The organism is Streptomyces sp. NPDC045968 (assembly GCF_056430475.1).
In genome coordinates this window covers 319,944-346,271 of the sequence record NZ_JBWKLF010000010.1, presented here as the reverse complement: position 1 = coordinate 346,271, position 26,328 = coordinate 319,944, and the positions used below count along the sequence as shown (strand labels likewise).

At 67.8% G+C, this 26,328-nt stretch carries 30 protein-coding genes and 5 pseudogenes; 15 read left to right on the top strand and 20 right to left on the bottom strand.

Annotated elements, in window-relative coordinates; translation table 11 throughout:
• Nucleotides 1-162: 162 nt before the first annotated feature.
• A pseudogene (locus AC07FA_RS28350) lies at nt 163-1,614 on the top strand (helicase associated domain-containing protein); the annotation flags it as partial.
• Nucleotides 1,615-1,908: 294 nt separating this feature from the next.
• Here AC07FA_RS28350 and AC07FA_RS28345 read toward each other — a convergent pair.
• Nucleotides 1,909-2,121, bottom strand: a complete 213-nt coding sequence (locus AC07FA_RS28345; protein WP_479079139.1) for a hypothetical protein — start codon at nt 2,119-2,121, stop codon at nt 1,909-1,911.
• A 548-nt stretch (nt 2,122-2,669) separates the two neighbouring features.
• Between AC07FA_RS28345 and AC07FA_RS28340 the strand changes: the two genes are divergently transcribed.
• Nucleotides 2,670-3,191: a hypothetical protein gene (locus AC07FA_RS28340; RefSeq protein ID WP_479079138.1), complete on the top strand. Its 522-nt coding sequence runs from the start codon at nt 2,670-2,672 to the stop codon at nt 3,189-3,191.
• A 315-nt stretch (nt 3,192-3,506) separates the two neighbouring features.
• Here the strand turns inward: AC07FA_RS28340 and AC07FA_RS28335 are convergent, their stop codons facing one another.
• From AC07FA_RS28335 to AC07FA_RS28325, 3 genes are all read right to left on the bottom strand, one after another.
• A complete protein-coding gene (locus tag AC07FA_RS28335; protein ID WP_479079137.1) occupies nt 3,507-3,710 on the bottom strand; it encodes a cold-shock protein in 204 nt (67 codons plus the stop codon).
• Nucleotides 3,711-3,936: 226 nt separating this feature from the next.
• Entirely contained in the window at nt 3,937-4,272 is a 336-nt protein-coding gene (locus AC07FA_RS28330; protein WP_479079136.1) for a MerR family transcriptional regulator, read from the bottom strand.
• Between the two features lie 637 nt (nt 4,273-4,909).
• Nucleotides 4,910-5,791, bottom strand: coding sequence for a hypothetical protein (locus AC07FA_RS28325; RefSeq protein ID WP_479079135.1), 882 nt, complete (start codon nt 5,789-5,791; stop codon nt 4,910-4,912).
• Between the two features lie 677 nt (nt 5,792-6,468).
• Here AC07FA_RS28325 and AC07FA_RS28320 point away from each other — a divergent pair.
• From AC07FA_RS28320 to AC07FA_RS28305, 4 genes are all read left to right on the top strand, one after another.
• Nucleotides 6,469-6,834, top strand: coding sequence for a hypothetical protein (locus tag AC07FA_RS28320; RefSeq protein ID WP_479079134.1), 366 nt, complete (start codon nt 6,469-6,471; stop codon nt 6,832-6,834).
• Between the two features lie 54 nt (nt 6,835-6,888).
• Nucleotides 6,889-7,422, top strand: coding sequence for a GNAT family N-acetyltransferase (locus tag AC07FA_RS28315; protein ID WP_479079133.1), 534 nt, complete (start codon nt 6,889-6,891; stop codon nt 7,420-7,422).
• Between the two features lie 308 nt (nt 7,423-7,730).
• The gene (locus tag AC07FA_RS28310) at nt 7,731-8,255 is read left to right on the top strand and encodes a P-loop nucleotide/nucleoside kinase family protein (protein WP_479079132.1); all 525 of its coding nucleotides are present in this window, start codon (nt 7,731-7,733) and stop codon (nt 8,253-8,255) included.
• 94 nt (nt 8,256-8,349) lie between these two features.
• A complete protein-coding gene (locus AC07FA_RS28305; RefSeq protein ID WP_479079131.1) occupies nt 8,350-8,664 on the top strand; it encodes a hypothetical protein in 315 nt (104 codons plus the stop codon).
• A 175-nt stretch (nt 8,665-8,839) separates the two neighbouring features.
• Here AC07FA_RS28305 and AC07FA_RS28300 read toward each other — a convergent pair whose 3' ends face one another.
• Both AC07FA_RS28300 and AC07FA_RS28295 read right to left on the bottom strand, forming a co-directional pair.
• Entirely contained in the window at nt 8,840-9,142 is a 303-nt protein-coding gene (locus AC07FA_RS28300; protein WP_479079130.1) for a hypothetical protein, read from the bottom strand.
• Between the two features lie 210 nt (nt 9,143-9,352).
• Nucleotides 9,353-10,234 (bottom strand): site-specific integrase, encoded by an 882-nt coding sequence (locus tag AC07FA_RS28295; RefSeq protein ID WP_479079129.1) that lies wholly within the window; start codon nt 10,232-10,234, stop codon nt 9,353-9,355.
• 406 nt (nt 10,235-10,640) lie between these two features.
• Here AC07FA_RS28295 and AC07FA_RS28290 point away from each other — a divergent pair, with 406 nt between their 5' ends.
• Nucleotides 10,641-11,015, top strand: a complete 375-nt coding sequence (locus AC07FA_RS28290; protein WP_479079128.1) for a hypothetical protein — start codon at nt 10,641-10,643, stop codon at nt 11,013-11,015.
• A gap of 34 nt (nt 11,016-11,049) precedes the next feature.
• On the opposite strand, the pseudogene istB reads toward AC07FA_RS28290, so the two are convergent.
• From istB to AC07FA_RS28275, 3 genes and pseudogenes are all read right to left on the bottom strand, one after another.
• A pseudogene (gene istB / locus AC07FA_RS28285) lies at nt 11,050-11,818 on the bottom strand (IS21-like element helper ATPase IstB).
• Entirely contained in the window at nt 11,815-12,174 is a 360-nt protein-coding gene (locus tag AC07FA_RS28280) for a hypothetical protein (protein ID WP_479079127.1), read from the bottom strand. The pseudogene istB and the gene AC07FA_RS28280 overlap by 4 nt, the downstream one beginning before the upstream one ends.
• A 162-nt stretch (nt 12,175-12,336) precedes the next feature.
• Nucleotides 12,337-12,657, bottom strand: a complete 321-nt coding sequence (locus AC07FA_RS28275; protein WP_479079126.1) for a hypothetical protein — start codon at nt 12,655-12,657, stop codon at nt 12,337-12,339.
• A gap of 317 nt (nt 12,658-12,974) precedes the next feature.
• On the opposite strand from AC07FA_RS28275, the pseudogene AC07FA_RS28270 reads away from it, so the two are divergent.
• Both AC07FA_RS28270 and AC07FA_RS28265 read left to right on the top strand, forming a co-directional pair.
• A pseudogene (locus tag AC07FA_RS28270) lies at nt 12,975-13,166 on the top strand (DUF6233 domain-containing protein); the annotation flags it as partial.
• Between the two features lie 58 nt (nt 13,167-13,224).
• A complete protein-coding gene (locus AC07FA_RS28265; RefSeq protein ID WP_479079125.1) occupies nt 13,225-13,725 on the top strand; it encodes a HEPN domain-containing protein in 501 nt (166 codons plus the stop codon).
• A 585-nt stretch (nt 13,726-14,310) separates the two neighbouring features.
• Here the strand turns inward: AC07FA_RS28265 and AC07FA_RS28260 are convergent.
• The gene (locus tag AC07FA_RS28260) at nt 14,311-14,619 is read right to left on the bottom strand and encodes a hypothetical protein (protein ID WP_443038959.1); all 309 of its coding nucleotides are present in this window, start codon (nt 14,617-14,619) and stop codon (nt 14,311-14,313) included.
• A gap of 196 nt (nt 14,620-14,815) precedes the next feature.
• Complete coding sequence (locus tag AC07FA_RS28255; protein WP_479079124.1) at nt 14,816-15,109, bottom strand: hypothetical protein; 294 nt, start codon at nt 15,107-15,109, stop codon at nt 14,816-14,818.
• Nucleotides 15,110-15,320: 211 nt separating this feature from the next.
• Between AC07FA_RS28255 and AC07FA_RS28250 the strand changes: the two are divergent.
• Nucleotides 15,321-15,550, top strand: a pseudogene (locus tag AC07FA_RS28250) (helix-turn-helix domain-containing protein); the annotation flags it as partial.
• 199 nt (nt 15,551-15,749) lie between these two features.
• A complete protein-coding gene (locus AC07FA_RS28245) occupies nt 15,750-16,169 on the top strand; it encodes a helicase associated domain-containing protein (protein ID WP_479079123.1) in 420 nt (139 codons plus the stop codon).
• A 63-nt stretch (nt 16,170-16,232) separates the two neighbouring features.
• Here the strand turns inward: AC07FA_RS28245 and AC07FA_RS28240 are convergent, their stop codons facing one another.
• Nucleotides 16,233-16,607, bottom strand: a complete 375-nt coding sequence (locus AC07FA_RS28240) for a VOC family protein (protein WP_479079122.1) — start codon at nt 16,605-16,607, stop codon at nt 16,233-16,235.
• A 745-nt stretch (nt 16,608-17,352) separates the two neighbouring features.
• On the opposite strand from AC07FA_RS28240, the pseudogene AC07FA_RS28235 reads away from it, so the two are divergent.
• Nucleotides 17,353-18,612, top strand: a pseudogene (locus AC07FA_RS28235) (ABC transporter); the annotation flags it as partial.
• A gap of 358 nt (nt 18,613-18,970) precedes the next feature.
• Here AC07FA_RS28235 and AC07FA_RS28230 read toward each other — a convergent pair.
• Nucleotides 18,971-19,342, bottom strand: coding sequence for an STAS domain-containing protein (locus tag AC07FA_RS28230; protein WP_479079121.1), 372 nt, complete (start codon nt 19,340-19,342; stop codon nt 18,971-18,973).
• A complete protein-coding gene (locus AC07FA_RS28225; protein WP_479079120.1) occupies nt 19,339-20,775 on the bottom strand; it encodes a PP2C family protein-serine/threonine phosphatase in 1,437 nt (478 codons plus the stop codon). Before AC07FA_RS28225 ends, AC07FA_RS28230 begins: the two co-directional genes overlap by 4 nt.
• A gap of 119 nt (nt 20,776-20,894) precedes the next feature.
• On the opposite strand from AC07FA_RS28225, the gene AC07FA_RS28220 reads away from it, so the two are divergent.
• A complete protein-coding gene (locus tag AC07FA_RS28220) occupies nt 20,895-21,320 on the top strand; it encodes a class I SAM-dependent methyltransferase (RefSeq protein WP_479079119.1) in 426 nt (141 codons plus the stop codon).
• Here the strand turns inward: AC07FA_RS28220 and AC07FA_RS28215 are convergent.
• The 6 genes from AC07FA_RS28215 to AC07FA_RS28190 form a co-directional block, all read right to left on the bottom strand.
• Nucleotides 21,250-21,891: a DUF6262 family protein gene (locus AC07FA_RS28215; RefSeq protein WP_479079118.1), complete on the bottom strand. Its 642-nt coding sequence runs from the start codon at nt 21,889-21,891 to the stop codon at nt 21,250-21,252. The two genes, AC07FA_RS28220 and AC07FA_RS28215, sit on opposite strands and share 71 nt — an antisense overlap.
• Nucleotides 21,881-22,354 carry a hypothetical protein gene (locus tag AC07FA_RS28210; protein WP_479079117.1) on the bottom strand — a complete coding sequence of 158 codons (474 nt, stop codon included), beginning with the start codon at nt 22,352-22,354 and terminating at the stop codon, nt 21,881-21,883. Before AC07FA_RS28210 ends, AC07FA_RS28215 begins: the two co-directional genes overlap by 11 nt.
• A gap of 321 nt (nt 22,355-22,675) precedes the next feature.
• A complete protein-coding gene (locus AC07FA_RS28205; RefSeq protein WP_479079116.1) occupies nt 22,676-23,173 on the bottom strand; it encodes an Imm21 family immunity protein in 498 nt (165 codons plus the stop codon).
• A 42-nt stretch (nt 23,174-23,215) separates the two neighbouring features.
• Nucleotides 23,216-23,671 (bottom strand): hypothetical protein, encoded by a 456-nt coding sequence (locus AC07FA_RS28200; protein WP_479079115.1) that lies wholly within the window; start codon nt 23,669-23,671, stop codon nt 23,216-23,218.
• A 214-nt stretch (nt 23,672-23,885) separates the two neighbouring features.
• A complete protein-coding gene (locus AC07FA_RS28195; RefSeq protein ID WP_479079114.1) occupies nt 23,886-24,248 on the bottom strand; it encodes a hypothetical protein in 363 nt (120 codons plus the stop codon).
• Nucleotides 24,245-24,925 carry a hypothetical protein gene (locus AC07FA_RS28190; RefSeq protein ID WP_479079113.1) on the bottom strand — a complete coding sequence of 227 codons (681 nt, stop codon included), beginning with the start codon at nt 24,923-24,925 and terminating at the stop codon, nt 24,245-24,247. Before AC07FA_RS28190 ends, AC07FA_RS28195 begins: the two co-directional genes overlap by 4 nt.
• Nucleotides 24,926-25,190: 265 nt before the next feature.
• Here AC07FA_RS28190 and AC07FA_RS28185 point away from each other — a divergent pair, with 265 nt between their 5' ends.
• Together AC07FA_RS28185 and AC07FA_RS28180 are read left to right on the top strand one after the other, a co-directional pair.
• Nucleotides 25,191-25,340: a hypothetical protein gene (locus AC07FA_RS28185; RefSeq protein WP_479079112.1), complete on the top strand. Its 150-nt coding sequence runs from the start codon at nt 25,191-25,193 to the stop codon at nt 25,338-25,340.
• 151 nt (nt 25,341-25,491) lie between these two features.
• A complete protein-coding gene (locus AC07FA_RS28180; RefSeq protein WP_479079111.1) occupies nt 25,492-26,088 on the top strand; it encodes a hypothetical protein in 597 nt (198 codons plus the stop codon).
• Nucleotides 26,089-26,328: the final 240 nt, after the last annotated feature.

Sequence of the window (26,328 nt, the reverse complement as noted above, 5' to 3'; positions counted from 1 at the left end):
GTCATGCGATAAAGCCCCACGACAGCGATCCCACCCATCAACCTCTCACCTCATGACAGCGCCCCCCACCCGTAAACACCCACTGACCAGCCCCGCAACACCCATCCCCGGACCAGCACGACCGACTCTCACCACCACCGACACCAACCCGAGAGATCGCACATCACCGGCGAGCGGGGAGTCGACTCGATCTGCTTCGCCGACACCCGCGGCTCCCAGGTCGAAATCGTCCAGAACATCGGCCGGGCGCTCCGCCTCAACCGCGACGGCTCCACCAAGGTCGCCAGAATCATCGTGCCGGTGTTCCTGGAGCCGCACGAGGACCCCACCGACATGGTCGCAAGCGCCTCGTTCCGCCCCCTTGTGGCGGTTCTCCAGGGGCTGCGCTCGCATGACGAGCGCCTGGTCGAACAGCTCGCCTCCCGCGCCCTCACCAGCGGCAAGCGCAAGATCCACGTCCGGCGCGACGAGGACGGGCAGATCGTCGGGGCCGGCAACGAAGGCGACGGTGAGGACCAGGAGGACGATGACACGCAGGCCGCCGCCGAAGCGGCCCTGCTGCACTTCTCCAGCCCGCGCGACGCCGCCACGATCGCCGCGTTCCTGCGCACCCGGGTCTACCGGCCCGAGTCCCTGGTGTGGCTGGAGGGCTGCCAGTCCCTCATCCGGTGGCGGAAGGAGAACGGCATCACCGGCCTCTACGCCGTGCCCTATGACGTGGAGACCGAGGTCGGCGTCACCAAAGACTTCCCGCTTGGGCGGTGGGTGCATCAGCAGAGGAAGGCGCTGCGGGCCGGGGAGCTGGAGGAGCGGCGCAAGACACTGCTGGACGCGCCGGAGGCCGGCATGGTCTGGGAGCCCGGCGAGGAGGCGTGGGAGAACAAACTCGCTGTCCTGCGGTCCTACCGGCGGGCCACCGGGCACCTCGCGCCCCGGCAGGACGCGGTGTGGGGCGAGGGCGAGGTGATGGTGCCGGTCGGCCAGCACATGGCGAACCTGCGCCGGAAGGGCGGCCTGGGGAAGGATCCGGAGCGGGCCGCCGTGCGCGCGCAGCAGCTGGCCGCGGTCGACGAGGACTGGAACTGCCCGTGGCCGCTGGACTGGCAACGGCACTACCGCGTCCTCGCGGACCTGGTCGACGCCGACGGCGTCCTGCCGGCCATCGAACCGGGGGTGCTGTTCGAGGGCGATGACATAGGGCGATGGCTGGAGCGGCAGAAGAACCCGGGCACCTGGGCGCAGCTTCTCCCCGAGCAACAGGAGCGGCTGTCGAAGCTGGGTGTGCAGCCCGACCAGGCCCCGTCTCCCGCCCCGGCAGCCGCTCGTGTGGCGAAGGGGCCGAGCAAGGCCCGGGCGGCGTTCCAGCGGGGGCTTGCGGCCTTGGCGCGGTGGGTGGAGCGGGAGGGTGACCGGCCGGTCCCGCGCGGCGCGGTCTTCGAGGTCGAGGTCGATGGCGCGACGGAGCCGGTGCCTGTACGACTGGGGGTATGGATTTCGAACACGAAATCCAGGAGGGACCGGCTGGACGCCGAACAGCTCGCCGCCCTCGCTAAGCTGGGCATGGACTGGGCGAAGCCGGTGACGATCCCCCAGGCCGCCCCGGCCAACCTCTGACCGCTCCCAGCGCCGTGACCGGACCCCGGGCCTCTTGAGGCCCTGGGCGTGCTGTTGGCAGGTTCAGGCGGAGAGTTTCTTGAAGACCGTCTCGAAGCGGTCGAGGGTCTCGTCATCGACCTGCTGGAAGAAGTCGTCCTTGTCGCTGGTGAGCTGGTGTGCGGGTCCGACGTGGTCGAAGTCCCGGGGCTTTTGCTGCTTCTCCCGGGCGATCCCGATGCGCTTGAGAATCGGGAGGGGGGTGTCGGGGATGATCAGGTCGGTTTCGTGGAGGGTGACTTCCTGTGCAGGCGGTCAGGGGGAGCCGGTCACCACCAGAGCGCCGTCGCCGTCCCGCCGGATCGCGCGGAGGACCAGTCCTGGTGAGGCGTAGAGCTCTTCGCCCTCGAGGTACAGCTCGTACTGGTAGTGCCCGGCACACTCGAGGTTACGCCGCTGCTGCGGGTCGGCGTCCGGCAGCACGCGCTCCGCGAAGCCGCGGCCGCCGCTCAGAACGCCCCGGGTCATGATCTTCCCGACGAAGACCAAGGTCGGCGCCGACGGTGATGTGGACGGCGTCGCCGTAGATCGGGCGCGGACCGGGGAATCCGGTCATGCTCCCGCCCCCGCAAGCGGGACTTCGGCGATCGGGGTCCACCGGATGTGCGCGCCGTCGTGCCACTGCTCGACGAGATGGATCCGGTCGGCGAGGACGGTGGCGGACAGCGGACGGTCGCGGGTCAGTTGCTTCCAGCGTTTGGGGGCGGCTTGTGCGTGCTCGACGGTGATGCGTTTCGATGAGTGTCGGTGCTGGTCCTCAGCGCGGTGATCACCTCGTCGCGGCTGATCAGCCCGAGTTAACGGGTGTACTGGCCGCAGTCGGCGAGGCCGCATCCCGAGCCACGCCATCGGATGACGCGGCTCGGCCAGACGAGTGACGGCGGCCGTCGCAAGCCGCTGCTGGCGGGACCGGTGTTCCAAGATCAGTGCCGCCGCCGTCTCCGGCGGCAGCTGTCCTCCACCGCGTCTGTGCCGTGTGATCGGATCGACCACGGCTGTTCAAGGAGTCTCACCCCATGCGTTCACGCGTCATCGCCGTCACGGCCGCCGCGCTCGCGGCCACCGCGGCACTCGCGCAACCCGTCCACGCCGCCCCGCTCGTCGACGGGGTCTACCGGTTCGCGGCTCTCACGGACGGCAAGTGTCTGGTCTGGCCCAAGACGCACGCGAGTATCGGCGTGGTGTCGCTGGGCGACTGCACGGAGACCGCGTCCACCTCGGCGAACTGGCAGGTGCTGCGCCGCCCCGACGGAATGATGGAAGTCTCCCCGCCGGGTTCGAACCCGCGCACCTGCCTGAGTGTGACGTCACAGCACAGCGTGTCGGTCTACAGCTGCGGTGACAGGTACACCGAGTGGACCGTCTCCTACGGCTCCGCCGGGCCCGGCAGCGTGGTGTGGGCCGACATCGAGCACACACCCGGCGACTTCTCCCCCTCGTACGGAAAGATCGTGGACGATCCCGGCGTGACCGGCCGGATCGTGGTGCGGCAGGCCTCCATCGAACCGCACTACTGGGCACTGCAGCCGGCCGGATAGGAGTAGTCGGGCCGATCGCGGTATCGGATGCCCCGTGGCGCGCCGCCTCGTGCCGCAGGCGCGTCCTCCTGGCCCTGGTTGGTGTCGGGAAAGACCTGCTCGGCTAGCGCAGCGGCCTTTTCCTGCCGTACGCCGGCGGCGGCCAGGGCTGGGTCCTGCCGGGGCGGGTCGACCGCGCGGTGGGCGGCGTCGGCCGGGCGGTAGTCGGCCGAAGCCTCGTAAGGCGGAGGCCCGCACCTGTCTGGGTGCGGGCCTCTCCTGCATACGGCGACCCGGGACAAAGACCGCAACGGTCTCGGTTCCCGCGGGTCAAGGTCAGGCGAGGGAGATGTTCTCCGCCTGGGGGCCCTTCTGGCCCTGGGTAACGTCGAACGACACGGCCTGGCCCTCCTGGAGCTCACGGAAGCCCGTCGAGTTGATCGCCGAGTAGTGGGCGAAGACGTCCGGGCCGCCGCCGTCCTGGGCAATGAAGCCGAAGCCCTTCTCCGCGTTGAACCACTTCACAGTTCCCGTAGCCATGTCTCATGCCTTCCAGTCGATGAACGCCGCCCACACCGTGTGGGAGGCGGAGGTGATCGCCCTGGTTCCTGCGGCACAGCACAGCAAAACGCCCACGCCGAAGGCGTGGGCAAAGGGAACTTCCGAACCACGACAGCTAACGGGGACGGTACACGCCCGCACACCCCGTCACCAGAGGGAACGTCTCCGCGGGTGAGTGCGCTGTGCCCGGCGGACGGGTGTCGTCTCAGGCTGCGGCCGACGGGTGGGCCGTTTCGGTGGCGCGGAGGTATGCGGCGTTGAGGCGCTGGGCTTCATCGAGCTGGTCTTCGAGGACGATGATGCGGCAGGCGGCCTCGATGGGGGTGCCCTGGTCGACGAGTTCACGCGCGCGGGCGGCGATGCGCAGCTGGTAGCGGGAGTAGCGGCGGTGTCCGCCCTCTGAGCGCAGCGGGGTGATCAGGCAATGTTCACCCAGGGCCCGCACGAAGGCGGGGGGGGTGCCGAGCATCTCGGCGGCCCTGCCCATCGTGTAGGCGGGGTAGTCGTCGTCGAGACGCCCGCGTGTGTCGTCTGCTGTCATCTGCACCTCTCTTCTGGAACGCGTGGAGGGGCCCTGGTGCTATGGCACCAGGGCCCCGAAGGAACTGCTACACCATCTGCCGGCCCTGATACCGCGCCGACCTTCTGTTTCCGCGGACCCGACCGTGATGCTGTCGGGGCTGCGGGGATCGCGGTTGCTTGACCGGAGACCACCTCACTAACGATGTCCTGCGGTACCCGGGCTTCGTACTGCTCACCCGGGCGATCCTGATGGTGCTCGGCTCCTCCGTTCTTCCATGCCGACGGGAGCATGGTCTATCAGGTCGCCGTGGACCTGCGTGGCGACACCACGGTCCCCGTCCGGCTCTACCACTGGCCGCAGCCCGGACTCCGCGCAGCCCATGGTGGCTTTATCGAGCAGTAGTGGTGACGTCACTTGTCGACGGGTTTGGGAGGCGCCCAGAACCACGGTCGGGTGATGTTGATGAGTTTGGGCTCTGGCTCAACTTCCGTGACGCGGGCACGCTGAAGTGACAACTGAGGCCCGCGCGGGGCGTCGGCGAAGGTGTCATGGATTGAACTGCGGGGCTGCCTCGTGCGACCGGTGGGCCTCGCTGGCCCTCCCGGGATGTCGTGGCGAGCCTCCCTGGGGGCCGTGGCGTTGTCGGCCGTCCGTACTACTGAACGCCCGGCGTGAACTCGATGCGCACATCGTCGGCTTCCCTGATGACGAAGACATGGTCGGTCTTCGCCCTCCACCCGATAGGCACGGCGTAGTAACGCCCCTCGCGTGCCGTGATGAGTCGCAGGCCCGTGTAGCGGTAGCGAAGGTGGACGTTCTCGCCGAGGTCCTCGAAGTGGAGATCCAGTGATCGTGAGCTGAGGCCAAGTCGCTGCGCGCTGTAGACCACCAGGCCCGTGCGCTCGACCACATCGCTTGCCTCGTTCCTGGCGTGCTGCTCGCCGAGCTGGCCGGCGGCCAGGGTGACAGTCCAGAGCAGGAACATTCCGGCGGCGAAGATCGGCACAGCTGTGTCCAGCAGGCCCTTCGCGCGATCCACGTCAGTTGGCCGTACTTCACCGAGCAGCAGACCGATGGCGATGAGAAGCGGGCCGGCCCAGCGGTACGGCAGCAGCAGTTGCCATTGCCACCACAGGATGAGCAGGAGCAAGCCTGCGGCCACGACGACCAAGTAGTAGCGGGCCAGTGCCGACGTACCCAGCGACGTGCTGCGCACCAAGCCGTTGGGTAGTGCTTGTCGCGGTCGGCGCCCGCTAATGGCAACCGCAATAAGCAGCACGACGGCACTCACGAGGACCGGGAAGGTCATCAGCTGCAAGCTCTGCAGGACAAATTCAGTAAAACCGAAGCCGAGCGAGAAGGGGGAAAGGTGGAAATAGCCGTAATACGCGCTCGTATAGATCACACCCACGTAGAACATCAATGCGGCGATGAACGACGCCTGGGCAATCACGATATTGACCAGCGCGGTCGGCGACGCCAGGTCTGGGCCCGCTCGCCTGGCCGACCGCTCAAGGCGAGGCTCCGTGTCGCTCACGTATCGTCTGGCGCGGGCTCTTGAGGCTCGCGGTTCCCCGGAGACGGGGGGCAACCGGGAGCGTCGGGGCAAGCGGGAGAAGGAGGTTTCGTCTCCGACGGAGCGATGTCGGGATCCGTCTTCTTCGACGCTCCGGTGTGCTTCGGAACAGGCGAAGGCGGAGGGACCGACTCGCCGCCGTAGGAACGAGAACCCGCGGACGTCGAAGGTGTCGCGTTCGTTTTTGAACTGGTGGGGTTCGGAGTTGATGCGGTAGGGCTCGGAGACGGCGGAGTGGGGGATGCGTCGTCGTCACCGGATCCCCCTCCCGAACCGCAGGCTGCGACAAGCCCAAGGCACGCCGCGAACACGCCAACGCGGACCATCCAATAGGGGCCATGCCTCATGCGCTCTCCGTGTCCTCCGGTGCGAACAGAGGGGAGCGTAACGCCGTTTCTGCTGGTCTCCGGGCCCTGACGGGCATGAGTGGGCCCGCACCCCTCGATCGGAGCAACGAACAGGAGCTTGGCGTCGGGAAACAGCAGCCTGGCGCGCAGTGACAGGGACTGAGACGCCTCGCCCGATGCTCGCCGCGCTCAGCGTGCCGTTCCACAGAACTTGAGCCAGAACCTGAGTTTGGGAGGCGCCGGGGTTCTTGCCGGGCAGCATCGGGATGCTCCCTGGTGAAAGGTCTGGTCATGCCGCAGGTGTCAAAGGTCGAGCTGTACGCGGCAATCCGGCGTGACCATCGCGGCGGCATGTCGATGCGGGAGCTTGAGCGCAAGCACGGCGTGACCTGGCGGACGGTACGAAAGGCGTTGGACTCGTCCTGGCCGGAACCTCGTAAGAAGCTGCCGCCCCGAGCCACCACTGTGGACCCGTACAAGACGGTGATCGATGAGATCCTGCGGGCGGATCTGGACGCGCCACGCAAGCAGCGGCACACGGTCACCCGGATCTTTCACCGGCTGGTCGAGGAGCACGGGGCGGACGTCTCCTACGGGGTGGTGCGCTACTACGTCGCCGACCGGAAGCCGGAGAGCCTGGTCGCGTCCGCCGGCTGAGTCTCCCGGCGCTAGTTGCACAGTGACTTGGCCAGTGCGCGAGAATCATCTGACATGGCCTATGCGATCATTGCCGCTCATCCTGACGACGCCGCGATATTGGGGCCCTTGCATCTGCGGAACTGGCTGGAGAACTACCTCAACGCAGACGCGGAGGTCGATGAGGCCTGGATCCGTGAGCACCGCGGTTCGTCCGCCACTGCGGAAGGCATCACGCAGTGGCGAGAGTTCATCGAGGTAGCAAACCAGCACCCTGCCCCGCACTTCTGCCGTGTCGTCCGATCCAAGACGGAGATCGTCGGCTATCTCTGCGGCCACCAGGACGAATCGGAATCGGTCACCCCCGGACCGATGTATTTGCTGGACCGCGCTCAGGGGCACGGACTCGGTGGCTACATGATGACCGAGTTCCTCAACTGGGCAGGACCTGCACGTATCCGCCTGGGGGTCGCCGACTACAACGAACGTGCGATCCGGTTCTACCAACGCCACGGCTTCGAGATCGCAGGCGAGCGTTACCTCTGGCGAGGGAGGCTGCCAACCCTGCCTATGACCCGCGAGGCCCACTCAGCCGCCGACTGCAGCTGAGCACAGACATCGGGCCGTGCCCGGTCACGGCACCGCTGTCATTTCTCGTCAACATCTCAAGCAGGGCTGATCAACAACTGCCGTCGAAACTCGTCGAGAAGCGCTGCCCCTTGGGATAGACGAAGCCACCAGGGGGCACCGCTGCAACCGGGCGCCAGCCGCTGAGAAGGGCGAGCCCTACACCTCGATGTAGGCGACCACCACGCCGGTTATCTGGGGTTCCCAGGGTGCTAGTGCAGGTCAACGCCATGTAGCTGCGTGAGGGACGTTAGGCACGGTGCTCTTGGCCTTCGTGACAAGATCTGGGTGTGACGATGTTGTTCCTGACGGTCGGCCTGCCCGGTGCCGGAAAGACCACGAGAGCTCGGCAGCTGGCCAAGGAGCACAGCGCTCTGAGGCTGACGCCGGATGAGTGGATGCTCCCGCTGTTCGGCGATCCGCAGCCTGAGGGGAAGCGCGATGTGCTGGAAGGACGGCTGCTCTGGCTTGGCCTGGAAGCGCTGAAGCTGGGAACGAACGTGGTCCTGGATTTCGGATGCTGGTCTCGTGACGAGAGGTCCGCGATCCGCTGGTTGGTGATGTCTGTGGGCGCGTCCTTTCAGCTTGTGTATGTGCCGGTGGACCATGAGACCCAACGTGCTCGGGTCGCCCATCGCCAGTCGACCACCCCTCATCAGACCTTCGCGATCAGCGAGACGGACCTCGTGCACTGGAGAACGCTGTTCGAGGAGCCCGATGCCGCGGAACTCCAGGGCCATGGGGTTGGAGGTCCGCCTCCTGGGTGGTCAGGCTGGCTGGAGTGGGCTACCGATCGGTGGCCGTCACTCGCGTGACCGTCCGGCCCTAGGCACGGTTCTCGTTGCGGATCATGCGGCGGAGGCTGGTGCGGGCTGCTGTGAGATCGTCCTCAAGCTCGGCGATTCGCTGATGCAGTTCCGCGTTCTGGGTGGTTGCCTGCCGTTCCCCGGTGGACAGCCGGAGGGTTTCCTCGGTGAGCTCGTTGATGCGGTCAACCAGGTCGTGGTTGCCGAGTTGTTCGACCTGTTGCCCGAGGTGAACGCGGGTCTGTTGCCGCAGCTGGCCGTTCTCGGTCCGGAGCCGTCTGATCTCCTGGCGGGCGAGAAGCAGGTCGGTCTGCTCGCTGGCGGTAGAGACCCTCCGCCCGCTCTGCTGGTCCTGGTGGCCTTCGGCGGCCTGGCGTGCTCGCGCCTGGTCGATGCGTCCGCGCAGGCCGGGGCATAGACGAGCCAGCTGGAGACGTCCGCTTCGCGGGCGACCGCGGCGAAGGTGATGCGCCGGTTGTCGCAGAGCATGTCCTGGATGGCCTTGAGGACGCGTCCGCGTTTGTCGGCACTGTCCCGCTGGCGTGCGGCTTTGAGGACCTCTGGGGGCATTCTGGAGGGCTTCTGGGACGTTTTCAGCAGGCATCCGAGGCGTCCGTGCGGATCACGGTCAGCGGCAGCAGCTTGTGGTCCCGGCTCGCGCGGACCTTCCGCAGGACCGCGCTGGCCTCCTCGATCGCGGGCAGGTAGGACGGGTCGGGACGGTAGAAGCCGCAGCCGGCGCACTGGAAGCGGATCGGGCATGCCTTGCCGCCGGCCTTGACGTTGCTGGGCTCGCGGCAGTTGCCGAACGGGGCGGCGACCGACTGGGCCCCGTAGTCGGTGGTGCTGGTGAACGGTGCCGGACGGCCGGAACGGTCGATGGTGTGCCTCCGCATGGTGGTGACCGGCTTCGCGTTTCCGCTTCAGGGACACCTGGCAGTACGACATCGTCGTGACGATCGACCGGTGGTCCATGAGCTCTTTCAGCACGCCAACCGGGACGCCAACGTCGGCATGACGCTGGGCCTAGGCGTGCCGGAACGCGTAGGGGAAGATCAGCGAGCGGTCGAACGGCAACCTGTTTCCCTGATCGTCCAGTTCGTCGCTCAGCAGCACCGGGATCGCCGCGACCCATTCCCGCATCGCGTTGGCCAGGCTGGACCCCATGTGTGCGATCCCGCTGCGGTTGGTGATCGACGGGAACAGGTACTTCCGGCTGCAGGAGGGAACCTCCAGCTGTCGTCGACGGTCTGCCAAATTCTGATCACTGCGGCGATCTCGCGGGTGATGGGCAGCTTGCGGCCGTAGCGGCGCTTCTTGACGTTGTCCCAGATGAGGGTGTTCTCGCCCTTGCGGGTCTCCAGGCACTTCAGCCGCAGGCTGGCGATCTCGACGGGGCGGCGTCCGGTCTCGCGCAGGACCAGGTAGGCCGTCTGCATCATTAGCTCGATATCCGCCGGCACCATCTCGCCGTAGGAGAAGCCGACGCCCATCAGGGCAAGGTGGGCATCGAGCTGGTCGATGACGGGCTCGGGGACGGCTCGGCCGACGGCGTCCTCGCTCGTCTCCTCGGGCGGCAGGACCAGTGTCTTGTCCCGGTCGAAGCTGCCAGGCATGCCGGTCAGCATGTCCGTCTTGCGGCCGAAGTCGACGATCTCGATGAAGCTGCCGAACGCCTGCTGGCGATGGCTCCGGCTGGCGAGTTCGTCATCGGCGGCGCGGCGGATGCGGCTCATCGCGGTGAAGACCGCCTGCATGTCGGCGAACCGCAGGTTCGTGTAGTCCTGGCCCCCGCCGGGCCGGGCATGCAAGGCGTCGGAGGCGACGACGCAAGCGGCGAACGCCCGCTTGAATCTGCCGCTTTCCAGGGTGACGGCGGTGGTCCATGTCTTGATCACTTCCCGGAGCCACGGCTGACGGATGGCAGAGGCGTCGACCTGTCCCGGCCAGTGGCGGCGCCCGCCCAGTGCCGTGGATCGCAGGTTCATCCAGCCCAGGTCCCAGGTGTCGGCGTCGGTAGGCGTCAGGCCCCGGAACGACAGTGAGGCCCGTCGTATAGTCCCCGGACGGTCTCCCGGATCAGGCCACGAGGTTGTGGTGGTTGGTGATCCCCTCGACGAAGGACTCGAGGCCCACGGTCAGCAGGCTCGGGACCCCCTCGAGCCGGCGGGTCAGCTGGCGGGTGGCCATCGGCTCGATGACGCCGCCGCGGGCATCCCGTTGCTGCAGTCCGTAGAGGAACTCCCAGCGGACAGGTTCGGCCAGGCCCCGCTGTCGGCGTACGGTTTCTCCCCATTGCGTACGGACGAACGTCCCCAGCTCTGACTGCGGGCAGCGGCAGCACGGCAGAGGATCTCGGTTGAGATCGATGCTCCCACCGGGGACACTCGCGCGATGAGCCACAGCACATCGTCTGAGCCGATCGAGCGAGGGTGGGACGAGCCCTGGTATCGAGTCCGCATGGAGGGCTTCCAGGCGTCGTTCCTGCCCAGCGACGGCGAGGACTTGGACGAGGTTTGCAACGTCGATGTCTTCGTGACTCTGAAGGATGGATCTCGTTGGACCGCGACCGTGCTCACCGTCGTGGAAGTCGAGCGTCTGATGAAACTTTGGGCAGGAACCGACGAGGCCCTCGGCGGCCGGTACTTCTGGGTCTCGGACGGCCTGATCGTCAGGGATCCCGGCATCGACAACATGACTGACGTAATCGCCGGACTGATCGAGAACGGCGAGTTCGCCGAAATCTTTCAGCGGGAGATCAACAACTGATCAAGCGCTCGGCCGCCGGAAAGAATGTGGGTCGTCAGGCCACGTCGTTGTCCCGATCGATCGCCTTGAGGCGGTTCTTGAGCGGGTAGCTGGGGCCGTTGATGGAGACTTCGCAGTGGTGGAGGAGGCGGTCGAGGATGGCGGTGGCGAGGACCTCGTCGCCGAAGGCCTGGCCCCCATTCGCTGAAGGTCTTGTTCGAGGCCAGGATGATCGAGCCCTTCTCGTAGCGCTTGGAGATGACCTGGAAGACCAGGTTCGCCTCGGCTCGTTCGAGGGGCTGGTAACCGACCTCGTCGACGACGAGAACGCTGGGCCGCAGGTAAGTGCCGAGCTTGTTCGTCAGACGGCCCGCAGCTTCGGCGGTTTTGAGGTTGCGGACCATGTCATCGAGGCTCGTGAAGTAGATCGAGTAGCCGGCCCGGCAGGCCGCGACCGCGAGAGCGACTGCGATGTGTGTCTTGCCGACGCCCTGGCGGCCCGAGCAGGGCGGCGTTCGCCTTGCCGTCGACGAACGAGAGAGTGGCAAGGTCCTTGACCTTGCGCGGGTCGAGATCGGGCTGGAAGGAAAAGTGGTACTCATCGATCGTCTTGTGGTGCGGCAACCGGGAGGTCCGCAGGCCCTGGAGGAAACGACGGTCCTCACGGACGGCGAGTTCCTCTGACAGCACCAGGTCGAGGAAGTCGAGGTAGCCCATCTTGCCGTCGTCAGCCCGCCGCGTGTACTCGTTGATCGTTCCGCCAGGTGAGGCAGGCCGAGCTTGCCGGCCGTGTTGCGGAAGCGGGAGGAGACCAGCTCGCTCAAGACGTTTCCCTCGTGCTCTTTGGGGTGGTGAAGGGACGGGTACCGGTCAGCTCGTCACAGACCGACAGCGGACGGCGGCCGACCTCGATGCGGGTGGCCACGGCCCGGTTCAGCAGGGCCTGCTGAGGTCCGTCCCCCTCGCCCAGCGGACGTTCACGGCGAGGCCGTGGCAGGACTTCGCCGGTGATGGTGCAGCGTCCCTTGCCGGTGGGCAGACCGCCGAACGGGCCGTAGGGTTCCTCGCGCAGGACTGCGGAGCGCAGCGCGGCCAGCACCGGCTCCCCCGACGGATGCACCGGTGTGACCGCGAAACCGGTGATCGCGTGGTCGCGCAGTCGGTGAACCAGGTGATCCACGGCCTGCGAGCCCTGCCCTCGACATCGACAAGCACCGGGGCCTGCACGTGGTCGGTCTCCCACACCTGGTTACGCCAGCCCCGCGGCCGGGCCAGGAACACATCATGCTTACGCGCCGCCCGCTCCCCACCCGCGAGCCCGGCCCGCTCCCCCGGCGCCAGATCACGGCGGATCGCCCGGTGCAGCGTCGGAATCGCCGGAGGGATCCCCCTCGCCCCTGGCCGCGCGAGCGGTCAGCTCACGATGACCCGCCGCGACGTTCCCCTTCCACAGCCCAAGCAGAGCCCTGATCTCCGGGGTGATGGTGAACCGCCCGGGATACGCAGCCCGCTCCCCCGGCGCCTGGGCCGCAGCCTCGTCCCGCTCCGCGGCCGCCAGCCACCGCCACACCGCACGCTCCCGCACCTCGAGCACGTCCGCCGCCGACCTCACCCGCGTGGTGGTGAGCTTCCCCTCCCGCCGCAGGGCCAGCAGACGGCGCACCGCCGATCCCCGCAGCGCCCGAACCGACACAGCTGGCAAATGCCCACTCGAACCACCACCCGCCCCTTCCGGGGCCGGGTCCTGCTCTCCCTGATCCACACCCCTGAGCACACCAACACCCATCGGCCAGCGGATCAGAACTCACGAAACTGAGACAGCATCACCCCTCCCGCGATAACGCTCCACCACAGCGATGCCCTGCAGATCTCTCACCTCCAGAACAGTGACCTCTCAGCCCCGAAACAACCCTCGACCAGCACCAACACCCCCAAGCCACGCTGTCTCTCACTCCACTGTCACAAAACCGAGAGATCGCACCTGGCCGGAGCGGCGTCGTGCACGCCGTCGACTGCGAAGAGGCGCCGGTCGGAGCGCCGGTACTGCCGCCGGACCAGGCATTGGCCACAGCCGAGCAGCCGGGGGGCCGGCTGTGCGCACTCTGCGGCGCCGCGGCCGAACTGGATCCTGTGCTCAAGGGGTTCGACCACATCTCCGGGAGCGAGGGCTGAGGCTCCGGTCCAGAAACCCGGACCGTCCCGGGCACGGAAGTGGTACAGAATGCCCGGCATGACCTATCAGAGCCCGTTTGGTGACATGGATGCTGACCACGAGTGGCCCGACGCCCTGTGTCTGTCCCGCACCCACTGTGTGGATGCATCCGAGGAAACGATCGCGGAGTTCTACGGCGGCGCCGTCGCGTTGATCGAGGCCGGGATCCCGCAGCCTGCCTTCTTCCTCGCCCGCCAACTGGCTGAGCTCGCCTTGAAAGCCCTGCTCGGACCGAAGCAGGGGTGGGGCCATGACCTGGGCAAGCTGCTGGGGCAGTTGGAGAGGAGCGGCGACGACCTGTTCGCAGACAGCAGCGATCGACGCCTGATTATCGACTTCATCCGAGACCTGGACCGCCGTGATCCGGGCGGGGATGAAGGCCGCTACCCGACCAGTTCCAAGGGAGCGCCTTCGCTGGCTGCAGTGTGCTGCGCCAATCCTGTGCTGTTCCGCGAGTACGTCGACCTGCTCTTCTTCTACACGCAGGGCCGCATCAGCCGGGTTGGCCAGACTGCCTGAGAGGCGCGGAGAGCCTGGGCGGTACGTCAGCGGCGGGTGACGGTATAGCCCGCGTCGTTGACGGCGCGGGTCCACACGTCCCGGTCGAACCACTTGGCGATGCCGGGCTGCATCTCGGTGATGGTGCGCATCCGGGCCGCCCAGTTGTGTCCGACGTCGCCGCGGCTGCCGTCGCATCCGGTGCAGCCGTCCTCGCCGTGGATATGGCCGGCATCCAGGCGTTGACCGCCACGTCGATGATGACCGCGTACAGGTCGCCGCCGGACTGGGCCAGGGAGTCCGGGACACCGGCGAGGACCAGAGCGAGCTCCGGGTTGTCAACCGGCGGCATCGGGGCCTGACCGGCCTCCTTCTCGCTACCGGACTCCTCGTAGGAGCGCACGCTGTCAGCGAGGCGGTCGGCGAGAGCGGCGGCATCGAAGTACCGCCAGGGACAGCACCGCCTCCCACGGGGATGACAGTTCATGCTCGATGACCTTCAACGCTCGTCCCTTCCCGGCGGCCCGTCTCCCTTCCGGGCACCCTAGCTAGGGGGAGGCAAACTCCCTCCAACGCTCGGTATGGGCCGCCTGCAGTGAAAAGGGGTCAGAGGTCGCTGTCGATACCGGTGACGGCCGGCGGGCCGAGCGGGGCGTCGGCTTCCGGGATCCCTGCCTCCTTCAGCGCGGCTGAGACGAGCCTTGTGGCATCCAGCTCGGCCTCATACCTGTCTGGGGCATCAACCTCGAGACAGACGGAGAAGGTGTTGTCCTCGTTCAGTGTGAGGAGGTTCAGGCCTTCACTCTCACTGACGTCCGTATGCTGCGATGCCAGTTTCCGTTCGAGAGCCGATCGCGCGGAGTCGGTGATGTCCGAGATGAACGTTCCGGGAACAGTGATGACAAAGGTGGTCATGACGACTCCTCGCATAGGACGGAGCTTGAGTGTCATCCTGCTTCCCTCATTCTCTGTGGTGAACCCGCCGGGCCATCTCGGACGTGCAATCGGGCAGTGAGTGGTGATGCCTTCACTTCTGCAGATATTTGTCCGCACGGCAGGCAAGGGCGCATGCGATCACCAGTGCCACGCCCCAAATTTGTGGGTGCCAGGCTCAGGCGCTCACATGGCGTGGGGCGGCGGCTCGCCGGGGTGCGGCGTGATGAGCCGGCTTGTGGACCGGGGCGACCTCGAGGCGCCGCAACCACAGGGAGGCGGCGCCGAGCAGGCCGGTGAAGACCGCCAGGAGGAGGAGGGAGACCCACATCTGCCGGCTCCCGGGATGGGTCCATCCCGTCCAGGCCGCAGCGGCCGCCCACAGCAGGGCACCTGCCGTGTACAAGGTGCGGACTCGGCGCAGCTGCCGTACGGCCCGCAGGGACATGAGGTGTTCAGTCTTCGGTGCCATGCCGGCCCGTATACCCCGATCCGCGCTACTCACCGGGGTGGCGGACAGAAGCAAGGCGGTGACGGAAGTGAGAGCAGATCAGGGGGCGGGGGCACCCTGAAGGGACGTGAAAGCCCCGAATCGGCTCGCCGACAATGAGCGGCTACTGAGGCTGAACTCGTGATGTCGTAAGGAGTGACGGCTGGCCGGTGGCTGCGGAATCACCGGAGTCATGCGGTATCCACAAGGGGGCGGCCTGACCGCCGACCGGAGCAGCGGTTTCGCGAGGAGTTACGGCTCAAGGCGGCCGAGCGGTTCGCCCTGGGCGAGGGCAGACCCGCGACTGCCAGAGATCTGCAGGTCACTGTCCGCTCGGTCCAGCGATGGCGTCACGCGTGGGTCGAGGGCGGTCCACGATCCTTGCGGTCGCAGGGGCCGGCGTCACCGCCGAGGCTGGCCGACACCCTCGTACGGCGATTCTCATTTCAGCGAACAGGGATTTCTCATAGGCGTGCGCCAATGGTTCTCACCAAGCGCCAGACACGGTGACCCCAACTCCCTTAGGAACCAAGTGGTTGCAACTCCTGAGCGGAGACACTCGAATGAGAACCAATCAGGGCATCGGTGTGAGACTCAGCAGCGGTGCTTCCGCCTCGTGCGGATGCACCTGGACGCCGGTCAGGAGCTGCCCACCGAGGCGGGCGAGGTCGTGCGCCAGGGCGAGGATCTCGGGCGGTGGGTGCAGTCAGTGCGGTACGGGTGGGACCAGCTCACCGGGGTGCAGCAGTGGATGTGCGAGCACGTCCTGGGGATCACACCCGCCAGTGAGGAGGAGAAGCCGAAGCCGCGCCGTACGCAGGCCGACAGGTGGGCCGCCAACCTCGCTGCCGCCCAGCAGTACTACGCGCGCGAAGGCCACCTGAAGGTCCCGCGCGAGCACGTCGAGGCCGTGCTCGCCAAGGATGGCGGGGAGCTCCAGTTCCGTCTGGGGGCATGGGTCAGCAATCAGCGGAGCAGGGCCGCGACGCTGACACCGGAGCGGATGGAGCAACTGTCCGCGATCGGCATGCGGTGGACGTAACGGAAAAGGAACAGGCGGTCATCACTGCGAAGGCACAGATGCCGCCCCGGTGCCAAGGGGGATTCAAGCGCCCGGGAGGAAGAGGCAGAACGGGTGACCGTGAGGGTCACGCAGGACTCGTACGTCTTTTTGAGGCTGGTGGTCCTCCAGCGTCGCGCCCAGGGCGCAAGCACGCTCAATCTCCGCATCCAAGTCGTCGACTTGCAGGTCCATATGGGCTTGCATCTGCTGAGTGCCTGGGCGTTGTGGCCACACTGGGGGCGTGTGATCGGCTTCCAACTGGAAACTCAGGCCGGGGCGCTCCTGTTCCGGGGCCCGCAGTCGGACCCAGTCAGATTCCCGCTCGACTTCCTCCCAGCCCAGCAGAGCACGGTAGAAGTCGGCCAGCGCGGGCGGATCGGGAGTACCGAGAACGAAAGCACCAAGCATCACCGTCATGTCCTCACCCTGCCCCAGTGGCTCGCCCCCATGCCTGTGCCGGCACACGCACAGACCAGTGCCGGTCCACAGTTCTGGACGCTCCCCCCGGGGGGGGGGCGATGCGGCTCTGCGAGCGGTTCCCCGGCTCGGAGCCCGGAGCCCGGAATAGGAGGCGGCTTGGGGGCAGGTCGACAGCCCATCGCAGGTGAAGGCCGGGGCGGTGGCCGGTGGTGGCCGGGGCGGGCACCTGGGCCCGTGAGAGCAACGCCCGGAAACGCCCGGAAGGGATCCGAACCGCGCTGCGAAGGGTCCTGCTCGCCCTGTCCGGCCTCCTGCGGGTAGCGCTCAAGGTAAGCGGTGAGTACGCCCGCGGTGTCGGAATCAGTGATTGCCACAGGCCATCGCCCTCTTTTCGGCCCGAGGCGGGGTTCCCCCGAGATCGGCCGCTCGAAGGCGGCCACCAAGGACGTCCACAGTCAGTTCCACAAGGGTCGTGGCGTACCGGAAGCCCCGCACTCTGCAAGTCCGCCCGGCCCCGCACGCTCCAACCGCCTGTTGGCGTACGGCGCTTGGGAGCCTCGGCAATTCGGCCAACCCCCTTTGGTGGCCGTGCCGTTGCAGGAGCTGGGTCGGTGCAGTTTCCACGGTTCCTTGAACGCTCTATCCCGGGGCTTCAGGACCGTCCGAAAGACGTGTGTTCGATATCAGGGTTGCGTCGTTGAGCCTCACGGACCAGCCGTGTCCGACCGACAGGGGGATCGACTTGACCTCGGGCAGCACAGCCGCACAGCCGAGCACGGACGAAGCGGAGGGGGCTCCATCGGACAGCGGGGGCGCGGCGCAGGAGGAGGAGTTCCAGTACCGGGACGAGTCCCGGCTCCGAGCCGGCGCGCAGATGACGACGACCACGATGGCGCGGCGCCTGCCCGTGCTGGTGCGCCGGTCGCTGCGATGGCGTGGCAGGTGGACCGGGGTGCGACGGCCGGGCTGCTCGCGCGCCAGATCGGCACCGGCGTGCTCGCCGCGCTGGGCCTGTTCGCCGTGACCGGGACACTCACCGCGCTGATCTCCTCCGGTGACATCACCGAGCGGCTGCGGGAGGCGGCTCCGGAGCTGGCCGTCGTCGCGGTGGCCGCGGGTCTGCGCGCCCTGCTGGGGGTCACGGTGACCTGGCTGACCGGGCGGCTGCGGCCGGTGCTCGCCCGGGCCGCGGAGGTCAGCATGGTCGAGGCGGCTCTCGGCGCGGAAGCCGCGGCGAACAACAAGCCGGGGTGCAACGACCAGTACGACATCGCCGACCGCGGCGCCCAGGTGACCCCCGACCTCGCGGAGGAAGCCCAGGACGTGCTGGCCGCCACGGCGACCCTCGCCGCCGGTGCGACCGTCCTCGCCGTGATCCATCCCCTTCTTCTGCCTCTGCTTCTCCTGGCATGCCTGCCGCAGGCCGCCGCGTACGTACGGGCGGCGCGCGTGGTGTACCTCGCGGGGCTGGAGACGTCGGGTCGCCGGCGGATGCTGCACAAGCTGCGCTGGCACATGTCCTCCATGGAGTCCAGTGAGGAGATGCGGGCCTGCCTGGCCGGGCCGTTCCTCCTGGGCCGCTACCGGCGCCTGGCCGCCTCGGTCAACATCTCCGAGCGCGAGGCCGCGAACGCGGGGGCCTGGATAGGCCTCGCCGGGGCGGCGGCCGGTGGTCGCCTCGGCGGCGCTCTGGGCGACCCTGCTGTGGCTGCTGGTCTCCGGCCGGATGGACCTGGCGGCCGGAGGCGGCGCGGTCTTCGCCCTGCAGACAGCGACCGGCTCCGTACGGGGCATCATCAACGGCGGGGCCCGGCTCGTGCGCACCGGCTGGTACGTGCAGGACTGGCAGAACTTCCTCGACAACGCCCACGGGCAGGCGATGGTGGCCTCCCGTGGCTCCGAAGTGATGCCCGCGCCTCCGGAGCGGTTCGAGGTCCGCGACGTCACCTACCGGTATGACGGCGCGGAGAAGGACAGCCTGGCCGGGGCGTCGCTGAAAGTATCCGCGACTTGTGGCGCCTCGTAGTTGGCTTGTTCGGCGCAGGTCAGTTGGCCAGTCCGGCAGGAAGCCGCGCAGGTACTTGTAGAAGTCCTGGCCCGGATAGGCGTTTTGGCGCATGGAAATCAGCGCGGCGTGGGTCCGCTGGCACAGCGCCGGGGTGAGCGCGCCCGTCTGCCGATCGCGCTTCTGCCCCGGCGGTGGGGACGCGGGCGTAGCCGATGCGGATCTCGGTCGGATGGGGCGGGAACGCCCAGGGGGTCGCCAATGTGCTGAGGGCGCGGGTGCGGCTGTCCAGGTGTCGGTCGTGCCCTCTCATGACCTGCGGTGGCCGCCCTTGTCTGGCGGCCACCGCAGGGGGTTATGCGGTGGCTGTGTCTTGGCTGGGGGTGTGCGCGACGAGGGCGTGGGCGGCGCTGGGGTGGGCGGGCAGGACAGTGCTCAGGCCGGTGAGGTCCAGCATCCGCTGAAGGCGCTCTGGGACGGCGGCGAGGACCAGGGTGCCGTCGGCGGTCTTGGCGCAGCGGAGGATGCCGATCAGGGCGTTGAGGCCGGAGGAGTCGCAGAAGGTGACTGCCTGGAGGTCCAGGATCAGGTGGCGGTGGCCTTGTTCGATCAGGGCGAGTGCCTGGGCGCGCAGGTGGGAGGCGGCGGTTATGTCGAGTTCCCCGGCGATGTGGGCCAGGGCGAGGTCGCCGTCGGTGTGCTGTGTGGTGAGGCGGAAGTCGGTCATGGGCGGCTCTCCCGCGTCTCGCCGGCGGGGGCGGCGATGGTGTGGGCGGTGGCGGTCGCGGTGAGGCCGTCTGCGGCATCGGCGAGGGGGACGGAGAGGGCTAGCAGGGCGACGTCGTCACCGGCCCCGTGGGGTGTGGCGTCGATGAGGTCGACGGTGTCCCCTATGACTGCCGCCGCGCTGACGGGCCCGGTGCGTGCGGAAAGGAAACGGGTCAGGCCCTCTTCGCCGATCATTTCGCCACCAAGGATGCGGGCCTCGGTCAGCCCGTCGGTGTAGAGGAGCAGTCCTTCGCCCGGGGCGAGGTGGATGGTGTGGGAGGCGAAGCATGCGCCGTCGAGGGCGCCGATGAGCATGCCGCCCTTGGGGTGCACCGCTTCGGCTGTCCCCTGGCCGCGCAGGTGATAGGCCGGGGGGTGCCCGCCGGTGGCCACCGTGACGGTGAACCCTTCCTTCTCGTGCGGTTCAAGGACGCCGAAGACAGCGGTGCAGAACCGGGTGCCGACAGCCGGGTCCAGCAGCAGCGCCGTGTTCAGCGAGGTGAGGACTTTGTCGGGGTCGGGGTCGATCAGGGCTGCGGCGCGCAGGGTGTAGCGGGTCAGAGAGGTCAGGGCGGCGGCTTCGGGGCCCTTGCCGCACACGTCTCCGAGGAAGAACGCCCACCTCGTGCCGTCGAGGGGGAAGACGTCGTAGAAGTCACCGCCCACGTTCTGTGGGGAGGCGGTGGCGTAGTGGCAGGCCAGCTCCAGCCCCGGTACCACCGGCAGCGCCGGCGGCAGCAGGGTGCGCTGGAGAGTGGAGGCGAACGCCTCGATGGCCCTCTTGTCCCGCTCCGTGCGCTGCCGGGCCTCCTCCTGCTCCCGGCGCCGCTCCTGCTCGGTGCGCAGGGCGTTCAGGGCCGACAGCCGCATCTCCATCTCGTCCAGCACGATCGCGGCCAGGTCCGCGAGGGTGGCGGTGTCGGCCTCGCTGATCAGGCGGGGCTTGGTGTCGAGGATGTTGACAGTGCCCAGCCGGTGCCCGTCGCCGGTGATGATCGGCGCGGCGGCGTAGAACCGGACCGCCATCGGCCCGGTGACCAGACTGTTGTTGAAGGCGACGGGGTCGGTGAGCGTGTCGGGGATCACCAACGCCTCCTCGGACAGGATCGCCGAGCCGCACAGGCCCGGCTCCCGGGTGATCTCGCTGACGCCTTCCAGGCCGTGGGCGGCCTTGAACCAGATCCGGTCCTCGTCCACGATCGTCACGCTCGCCACCGGCACCTTGAACAGCCGGGCCGCCATCGCCGCGACGCGGTCGAACGCGCCATCCGGCGGGGTGTCCAAGATGTTGTAGCGGCGCACCGCGTCCATCCTGGCCGCTTCTTCCACCGCACTGAGCGTCCGCTGGCCCGGCGGGCCCGCCGGGCCAGTCGCGTGTCCCGCTTGCGGCATCGTTTGCCTCTCCTTGGCCCCGCCGACCTCGGTGGCCAACGACTGCGGCAGCCTAGACCAGCCCTCCCGGCAGCAGGAAACCGAGCCGCAGAGTAACCACAAAACAGCTTCAGCGGCGTTTGCCCCCGCCACCTCCACCACAAGCTCGGATCCGCACCACCGGCATCGACATCTCTCCCAGCGCCGTCGCACTCGCCGCCGCCCACGACGAAGGCCCCGGTTCCGGACCGGCATGGCGGTGCGCCGACATCACCACCACCAGCGACCTCACGGCACTGCCGGAGCCCGTGTACGCGGTCATCACCTGCCGTCTCGTCTGCCGGTGGATGGACGACAAGGCGGCCTTCCTCAACCGTGTCCGTCACCTCCTTGCCCCCGGCGGGGCGTTCTGGGTGGTCACCGAGATCGCCGGACGCCGCGAGGACACCGACCCCCTTCACCGCCTCGGCATCAGCTCCGCCGAGACCGAATCCCTCACCTCCGGCTGGTCCACCGTCCAGACCGCCGACCTCGATGTGCTCCGCTGCTACGTCCTGCGCCCCTGACCCCTACTCCCTTTCTGATGGAGGACTCGGTGACCACCGAGAAGGACACCGCCGGAATCTGGAACCGCTGCTGGAGTTCCGCGTTCTGCGTGGTCGCCTGCCGTTCCGCCGTGGACAGCCGCAGGTTCTCCTCGGTGAGCTCGTTGACGCGTTCGACTAGGTCGTGGCTGCCGAGCTGTTCGACCTGCTGCCCGAGATGAACCCGGGCCTGTTGCCGCAGCTGGCCGTTCTCGGTTCGCAGCCGCTTGATCTCCTGTCGGGCGAGAAGCAGATCGGTTTGCTCGCTGGCGGTGGAGACCTTCCGTCCGCTCCGCTGGTCCTGGTGGCCTTCGGCGGCCTGGCGTGCTCGTGCCTGGTCGATGCGTTCGCGCAGGCCAGGGGCATAGACGAGCCAGCTGGAGACGTCCGCTTCGCGGGCGACCGCGGCGAAGATGATGCGCCGGTTGTCGCGGAGCATGTCCTGGACGGCCTTGAGGACGTGTCCGCGTATGTCGGCGCTGTCCCGCTGACGTGCGGCTTTCAGGACCTCCGCGGGCGTCCTGGAGGGCTTCTCGGACGTCTCAGCCGACATCGTCCCGGGGTTCCTTGCGGATCACGGTCAGCGGCAGCAGCTTGTGGTCCCGGCTCGCGCGGACCTTCCGCAGGACCGCGCTGGCCTCCTCGATATCCTCGCGTTCATCCTCGGGGAGGCTGCTGAGCCGGTCGCGCATGGTGTCGCCGACGTTCGTGAACGCGGCGATCTGGTCGGTGAGGTTGCGGACGACGAAGTCGTCCGCGTCCATCGCCCTGGCGGTCTCGAGGTCGGCCCGCAGGTCGTTGACATGCTGTTCGATCGCGGGCAGGTAGGACGGGTCGGGACGGTAGAAGCCGCAGCCGGCGCACTGGAAGCGGATCGGGCATGCCTTGCCGCCGGCCTTGACGTTGCTGGGCTCGCGGCAGTTGCCGAACGGGGCGGCGACCGACTGGGCCCCGTAGTCGGTGGTGCTGGTGAACGGTGCCGGACGGCCGGAACGGTCGATGGTGTGCCTCCGCATGGTGATGACCGGCTTCGCGTTCCCGCTTCAGGGACACCTGGCAGTACGACATCGTCGTGACGATCGACCGGTGGTCCATGAGCTCTTTCAGCACGCCAACCGGGACGCCAACGTCGGCATGACGCTGGGCCTAGGCGTGCCTTGTGTCCGCAGAGGCCGTGTGCGGAGGAGTGCGTGTTGTCATTGAGTGAGCTGGCAGGCTTCGGAGGCCGTGTTTGCAAGCCGGGCATTGGAGCGTGTTGCATTGCGACAGCGCGGCCGTGACGCGGACCACGCTCCCGGGTGGCATCGGGTCTCGTCCACCGCATCCGAGGCACGGACTCAGATTCGTGTGAGTCGCACGAGGATGAGGTATTCGCCGGGCGTCTCGGTGTAACCGGCTTCGATGGCGTACTCGCCCGGTGCGAGGTCGACGTGTAGGTGCTCCTCGTTCTGGACCTCGGTGGAGTCGTAAACCGAGTCGAACAGGATGACCGGCTCCGTGACGCTCCAAAAAGGTCCGGGTTCCCAGTCCACCTTCGACAGCAGTCCGGCAACCGGGTCCGGCAGCTCTGCTTCGTCGTCGTCGCCCGCGATCTCACGGACCAGAACGTTGAACTCGGGGAGGAATGTCGTCCGCGCCGGCATGTCCCCGAGGACCAGAGCCTGCGAAGCGCCAACGTCGATCAGCCCGACGTAGCCCTCGACCTCGCAGGCTCGTCCGTAATCGCCTTCGTCATCGGGGTAGTTGCGTGGTGCCCCACCCCACTGCGTGCAGGTTGACTCGGCAGCCAGGATCAACGGCCCGCCCGCCGAAGTCACCCAGGTGAGGCCCATCATGGTCTCCGATCAATGTTGCTGCCAGCTGGCCTGTCTCGCCGTTCACAGGGCGATCGGCCGGTTTCTGAGGGCTTCTTCGACGATCTGCACAGCCGAGGCATCCCGAAGTGCGGCTGGGGGATGGAAGATCAGGTCGCTGACCCGCGGATGCGACACGTTGGCGTCGAGTAGCCGCAGGTAGTAGTCGCTCTCCGGGTCTCCCGCGAGGAGCCTCCGGACGATTTCGACGAGCTCGTCTATGGTGATGTCCGCGATCTGGGGGCGAGCCGGTCGGGCAGCCTCCAACGCGAACTCGACCAGGTCCCGGCCGCCGTCGTACTCGGCGAAGTCGAGGGCCGCGCAGTCATGGCCCGACTTCGCGTTGAACTCCCTGATCGCCTCATCCGCGTTCTCGGATCCCGAGAGCACCAGGTCAGCGATCCGTACGATCTCACGGCAGAGCTCGTCCAGGCGTCGCTGGCTCACTGACGGGGGCATCAGTTCCGCTCTCAGGTCCATGGCCCGAATTATGCCGTCGGCCTCCGACACACCGGCATGGCCTTCCACGTACTCTCGGTTCTCACCGACATCGCCGTGAGCCAACGCGAATGGCGGCGGAGGCCGGGGCGGTTGCCTAACTGCAGGATCCGATCGTTGTGGTTCGGGATGTTGGAAGGCGTGTCACGCGGTCTGCCGTCGCTGCCGACCGGCGGAGGTGCAGGATCTCTTCGTGCTAGGCGGCGAGCCGGGCCAGGGCCTGGGTGCGGAAGTCGCTGGGCTCTTCGTTGGCCTTCTCCTCAGCGGTCGGCCGCGTCTTGAGCGCGGTGACCTCGGCTTTGAGCCGGGCGATCTGGGCCTCGCGCGGGTCAGGGATTTCCCCGGCCTGCTGCAAGGCCTGCAGGCGGCGTTCGAACTCCTGGCGGAGGTGTGCGTAAGGGCGGGTGCCGTAGAAGGCGGTGCGATCGGCACCCGCTTCGGTGGCGAGGGTCTTGACGTCGCATTTTCCTCCGGTTGGGATCTCGCCTCTGAGGAGCCGGTCCATGGCGGATCGGATGCGGTTCTCGTTCTCGGCCCGCTGGGCAGCGGAGATCCTCATGCGGACTTCTCGTGGGTCGTGGCGGTGGCGGCGTCGATCTCGGCGATCACGCGGGTGGCGCGGTCGTAGTCGGCTTGGAGCAGGGTGCGTTCGGTCTTGCGGGTGGTGCCGAGCTGGCCGAGGAAGATCTGGGTCCGTTCGGCGTGTTCGGTCCAGACGGGGCGGTGGCAGGGGTGGTGGGTGGCCTGCGGGCAGCGGGCCGAGTCACACATTCCCACCAGCGGTCGGTCGGCGTTCGGGGTTCCGGCCAGCTTCAGACAGAGCGCCCGGGAAGGGGCAGTGAACCTGCAGTAGTTGGCCGGGCCGAGATGGAGGGTGTTGGCCCGCTTGGTCAACAGGTTGAGGATGTCGCGGTCACTTCGCTGGGCCTTGGGTGCGACGGCTGACGCGTCGTCGCGGTTGCCGTCGATGCCGGCGAAGAAGCGGTGAGGCTGCGGGCTCCCCGGCCCGGCTGGCAGGATGCCTTGCTGGTAGTTGCGGAACTCCTCCAACACGAGCCGGAGATTGCGCTCGCTCTCGTGCTTGTTGACCTCCGCGAGCAGTTCGGCCTGGGCACCGCCAGGGCGGGAAGCATAGCCCTCGGTGGCGGCGACGCTGATGTGTTTGAGATGGATCTTGGCGTCCAGGACGCCGCCGGGCCGGTAGGCCATCTCCAGCGCCAGGCTTCTCCGGAGCATCCTGAGGTTCACCGGCCCTTTTGGGATGGCGGCGAGCCCGAGCCTTCGGGGGGTGTTGGCCTGGTTCACGATGTGACCGCGGGCCGCCCACCCCCCGGCCGCCGGCCCGGCTGCGCGCCCGCACGCAGCCGGGCCGTTAGGCTGAATATTTGGAGGCCGTCCTCTCGCCCCTAGGGCCACGCGCACGTCTCCCAGTTGGGCGAACGCCTGCAGGTCGAATTCGGACAGAGTTTCGGCTGCTGGTCGCGAACGGGAGGGGAGCCGGGTGGCGGAGCGATATTGCGTGGAGTGGACCTACGAGGGAAGCTCGTTGGCGTCGTACGACGCCTACGACCTGGCGGTCTACCGGGCCAGGGGGGTGGCGGAGGACTCGATTGCCGAGGACGTCCGGATCGTCGAGGTCGGATCCGAGTAGGCGGCCGCGCCGGGCTCACTGCGCGGTGCTGGCCAGCAACCGGCGTTTCGAAGGTTGAGGACGCCTGCGGTTACGGGCGGCGGGCTGTTCTACTGCTGGGCGGTGCATACGCGGAGCCCTACGAGCAACTATAGGAAACGGAGCAGACGTCGTGAGTGATGCAACCGGGTCGGTGCGCACATACCGCCTCTTTCACGGCAAGCGGCTCGCGATGGGACTCAGGGGCGAACCGGGGGCGCTCGTAAGCACCTCAACCCCGCCGCCGCTGCCAGGGGCTGCACGGGTCACGCATCCGTTCGCCACTGCGACGTTCCACGTGGCCGAATGCGAGGGCGAACTCGGAGCGCTCCTGCGCGAGGCATCCGATCTCCATACATTCCTCGACGCTGCCGAGCGTTCCGGCTACGCGGTCGAGGCGGTCGAGGACCGCACGGCACCATTGCCATCTGCCGCAGGCGGCAGTGACGCGGCATCCGAGGGCGTCGACCGGCTCATCGTGGTGGGCAGAGCGCACTTCGCTCAGCTCAGGACCGACCCGGTGCTGAACGTCATCGAGCTGCCCGACGGGCTCGGCGTCTGCCTCGTGCACGCCGTACGCGGCGGAGGCAAAATCTACGTTGCACCCGACGAATCGGCGCTGTTCGCGGGGTCAGCGGTCGACTTCGAGACGGGCCTCGACGCGTTCCGCGACGGCGCTCGCACGCCGCTCGAGAAGTTCGACAACAACGGCAGCGGCACACAAGGGTGACGCCGCCGCCCTTGCCCGCCCTCCGCCCCCTTGACGCTGAACACGGATTGCGCTTGTCGGAGCCGAGGTGATCGGTTGATCCCGACCACCGATCGGACAGCGGCAGCCACTTCGTCAGCCGCTCAAGGATGCCCCCTCATCTGTCAGCCGAAGGTTCTCGGCCTGCAGCCCGCACCCATCAACTCGTGGATCAACTGACCGTCAACCGCCTTCGGCTGCTTCGGCTCAGGCGTCTCGGCG

Excerpts from the sequence above, each read along its gene's own strand:
- AC07FA_RS28345 (WP_479079139.1), bottom strand. The coding sequence starts at position 2,121 with ATGACCCGGGGCGTTCTGAGCGGCGGCCGCGGCTTCGCGGAGCGCGTG.
- AC07FA_RS28340 (WP_479079138.1), top strand. The coding sequence starts at position 2,670 with ATGCGTTCACGCGTCATCGCCGTCACGGCCGCCGCGCTCGCGGCCACC.
- AC07FA_RS28335 (WP_479079137.1), bottom strand. The coding sequence starts at position 3,710 with ATGGCTACGGGAACTGTGAAGTGGTTCAACGCGGAGAAGGGCTTCGGC.
- AC07FA_RS28330 (WP_479079136.1), bottom strand. The coding sequence starts at position 4,272 with ATGACAGCAGACGACACACGCGGGCGTCTCGACGACGACTACCCCGCC.
- AC07FA_RS28320 (WP_479079134.1), top strand. The coding sequence starts at position 6,469 with ATGCCGCAGGTGTCAAAGGTCGAGCTGTACGCGGCAATCCGGCGTGAC.
- AC07FA_RS28315 (WP_479079133.1), top strand. The coding sequence starts at position 6,889 with ATGGCCTATGCGATCATTGCCGCTCATCCTGACGACGCCGCGATATTG.
- AC07FA_RS28305 (WP_479079131.1), top strand. The coding sequence starts at position 8,350 with ATGCAGTTCCGCGTTCTGGGTGGTTGCCTGCCGTTCCCCGGTGGACAG.
- AC07FA_RS28300 (WP_479079130.1), bottom strand. The coding sequence starts at position 9,142 with ATGCGGAGGCACACCATCGACCGTTCCGGCCGTCCGGCACCGTTCACC.
- AC07FA_RS28295 (WP_479079129.1), bottom strand. The coding sequence starts at position 10,234 with ATGAACCTGCGATCCACGGCACTGGGCGGGCGCCGCCACTGGCCGGGA.
- AC07FA_RS28290 (WP_479079128.1), top strand. The coding sequence starts at position 10,641 with ATGAGCCACAGCACATCGTCTGAGCCGATCGAGCGAGGGTGGGACGAG.
- AC07FA_RS28265 (WP_479079125.1), top strand. The coding sequence starts at position 13,225 with ATGACCTATCAGAGCCCGTTTGGTGACATGGATGCTGACCACGAGTGG.
- AC07FA_RS28260 (WP_443038959.1), bottom strand. The coding sequence starts at position 14,619 with ATGACCACCTTTGTCATCACTGTTCCCGGAACGTTCATCTCGGACATC.
- AC07FA_RS28255 (WP_479079124.1), bottom strand. The coding sequence starts at position 15,109 with ATGGCACCGAAGACTGAACACCTCATGTCCCTGCGGGCCGTACGGCAG.
- AC07FA_RS28245 (WP_479079123.1), top strand. The coding sequence starts at position 15,750 with ATGCACCTGGACGCCGGTCAGGAGCTGCCCACCGAGGCGGGCGAGGTC.
- AC07FA_RS28240 (WP_479079122.1), bottom strand. The coding sequence starts at position 16,607 with ATGACGGTGATGCTTGGTGCTTTCGTTCTCGGTACTCCCGATCCGCCC.
- AC07FA_RS28230 (WP_479079121.1), bottom strand. The coding sequence starts at position 19,342 with ATGACCGACTTCCGCCTCACCACACAGCACACCGACGGCGACCTCGCC.
- AC07FA_RS28225 (WP_479079120.1), bottom strand. The coding sequence starts at position 20,775 with ATGCCGCAAGCGGGACACGCGACTGGCCCGGCGGGCCCGCCGGGCCAG.
- AC07FA_RS28215 (WP_479079118.1), bottom strand. The coding sequence starts at position 21,891 with ATGTCGGCTGAGACGTCCGAGAAGCCCTCCAGGACGCCCGCGGAGGTC.
- AC07FA_RS28210 (WP_479079117.1), bottom strand. The coding sequence starts at position 22,354 with ATGCGGAGGCACACCATCGACCGTTCCGGCCGTCCGGCACCGTTCACC.
- AC07FA_RS28205 (WP_479079116.1), bottom strand. The coding sequence starts at position 23,173 with ATGATGGGCCTCACCTGGGTGACTTCGGCGGGCGGGCCGTTGATCCTG.
- AC07FA_RS28200 (WP_479079115.1), bottom strand. The coding sequence starts at position 23,671 with ATGGACCTGAGAGCGGAACTGATGCCCCCGTCAGTGAGCCAGCGACGC.
- AC07FA_RS28195 (WP_479079114.1), bottom strand. The coding sequence starts at position 24,248 with ATGAGGATCTCCGCTGCCCAGCGGGCCGAGAACGAGAACCGCATCCGA.
- AC07FA_RS28190 (WP_479079113.1), bottom strand. The coding sequence starts at position 24,925 with ATGCTCCGGAGAAGCCTGGCGCTGGAGATGGCCTACCGGCCCGGCGGC.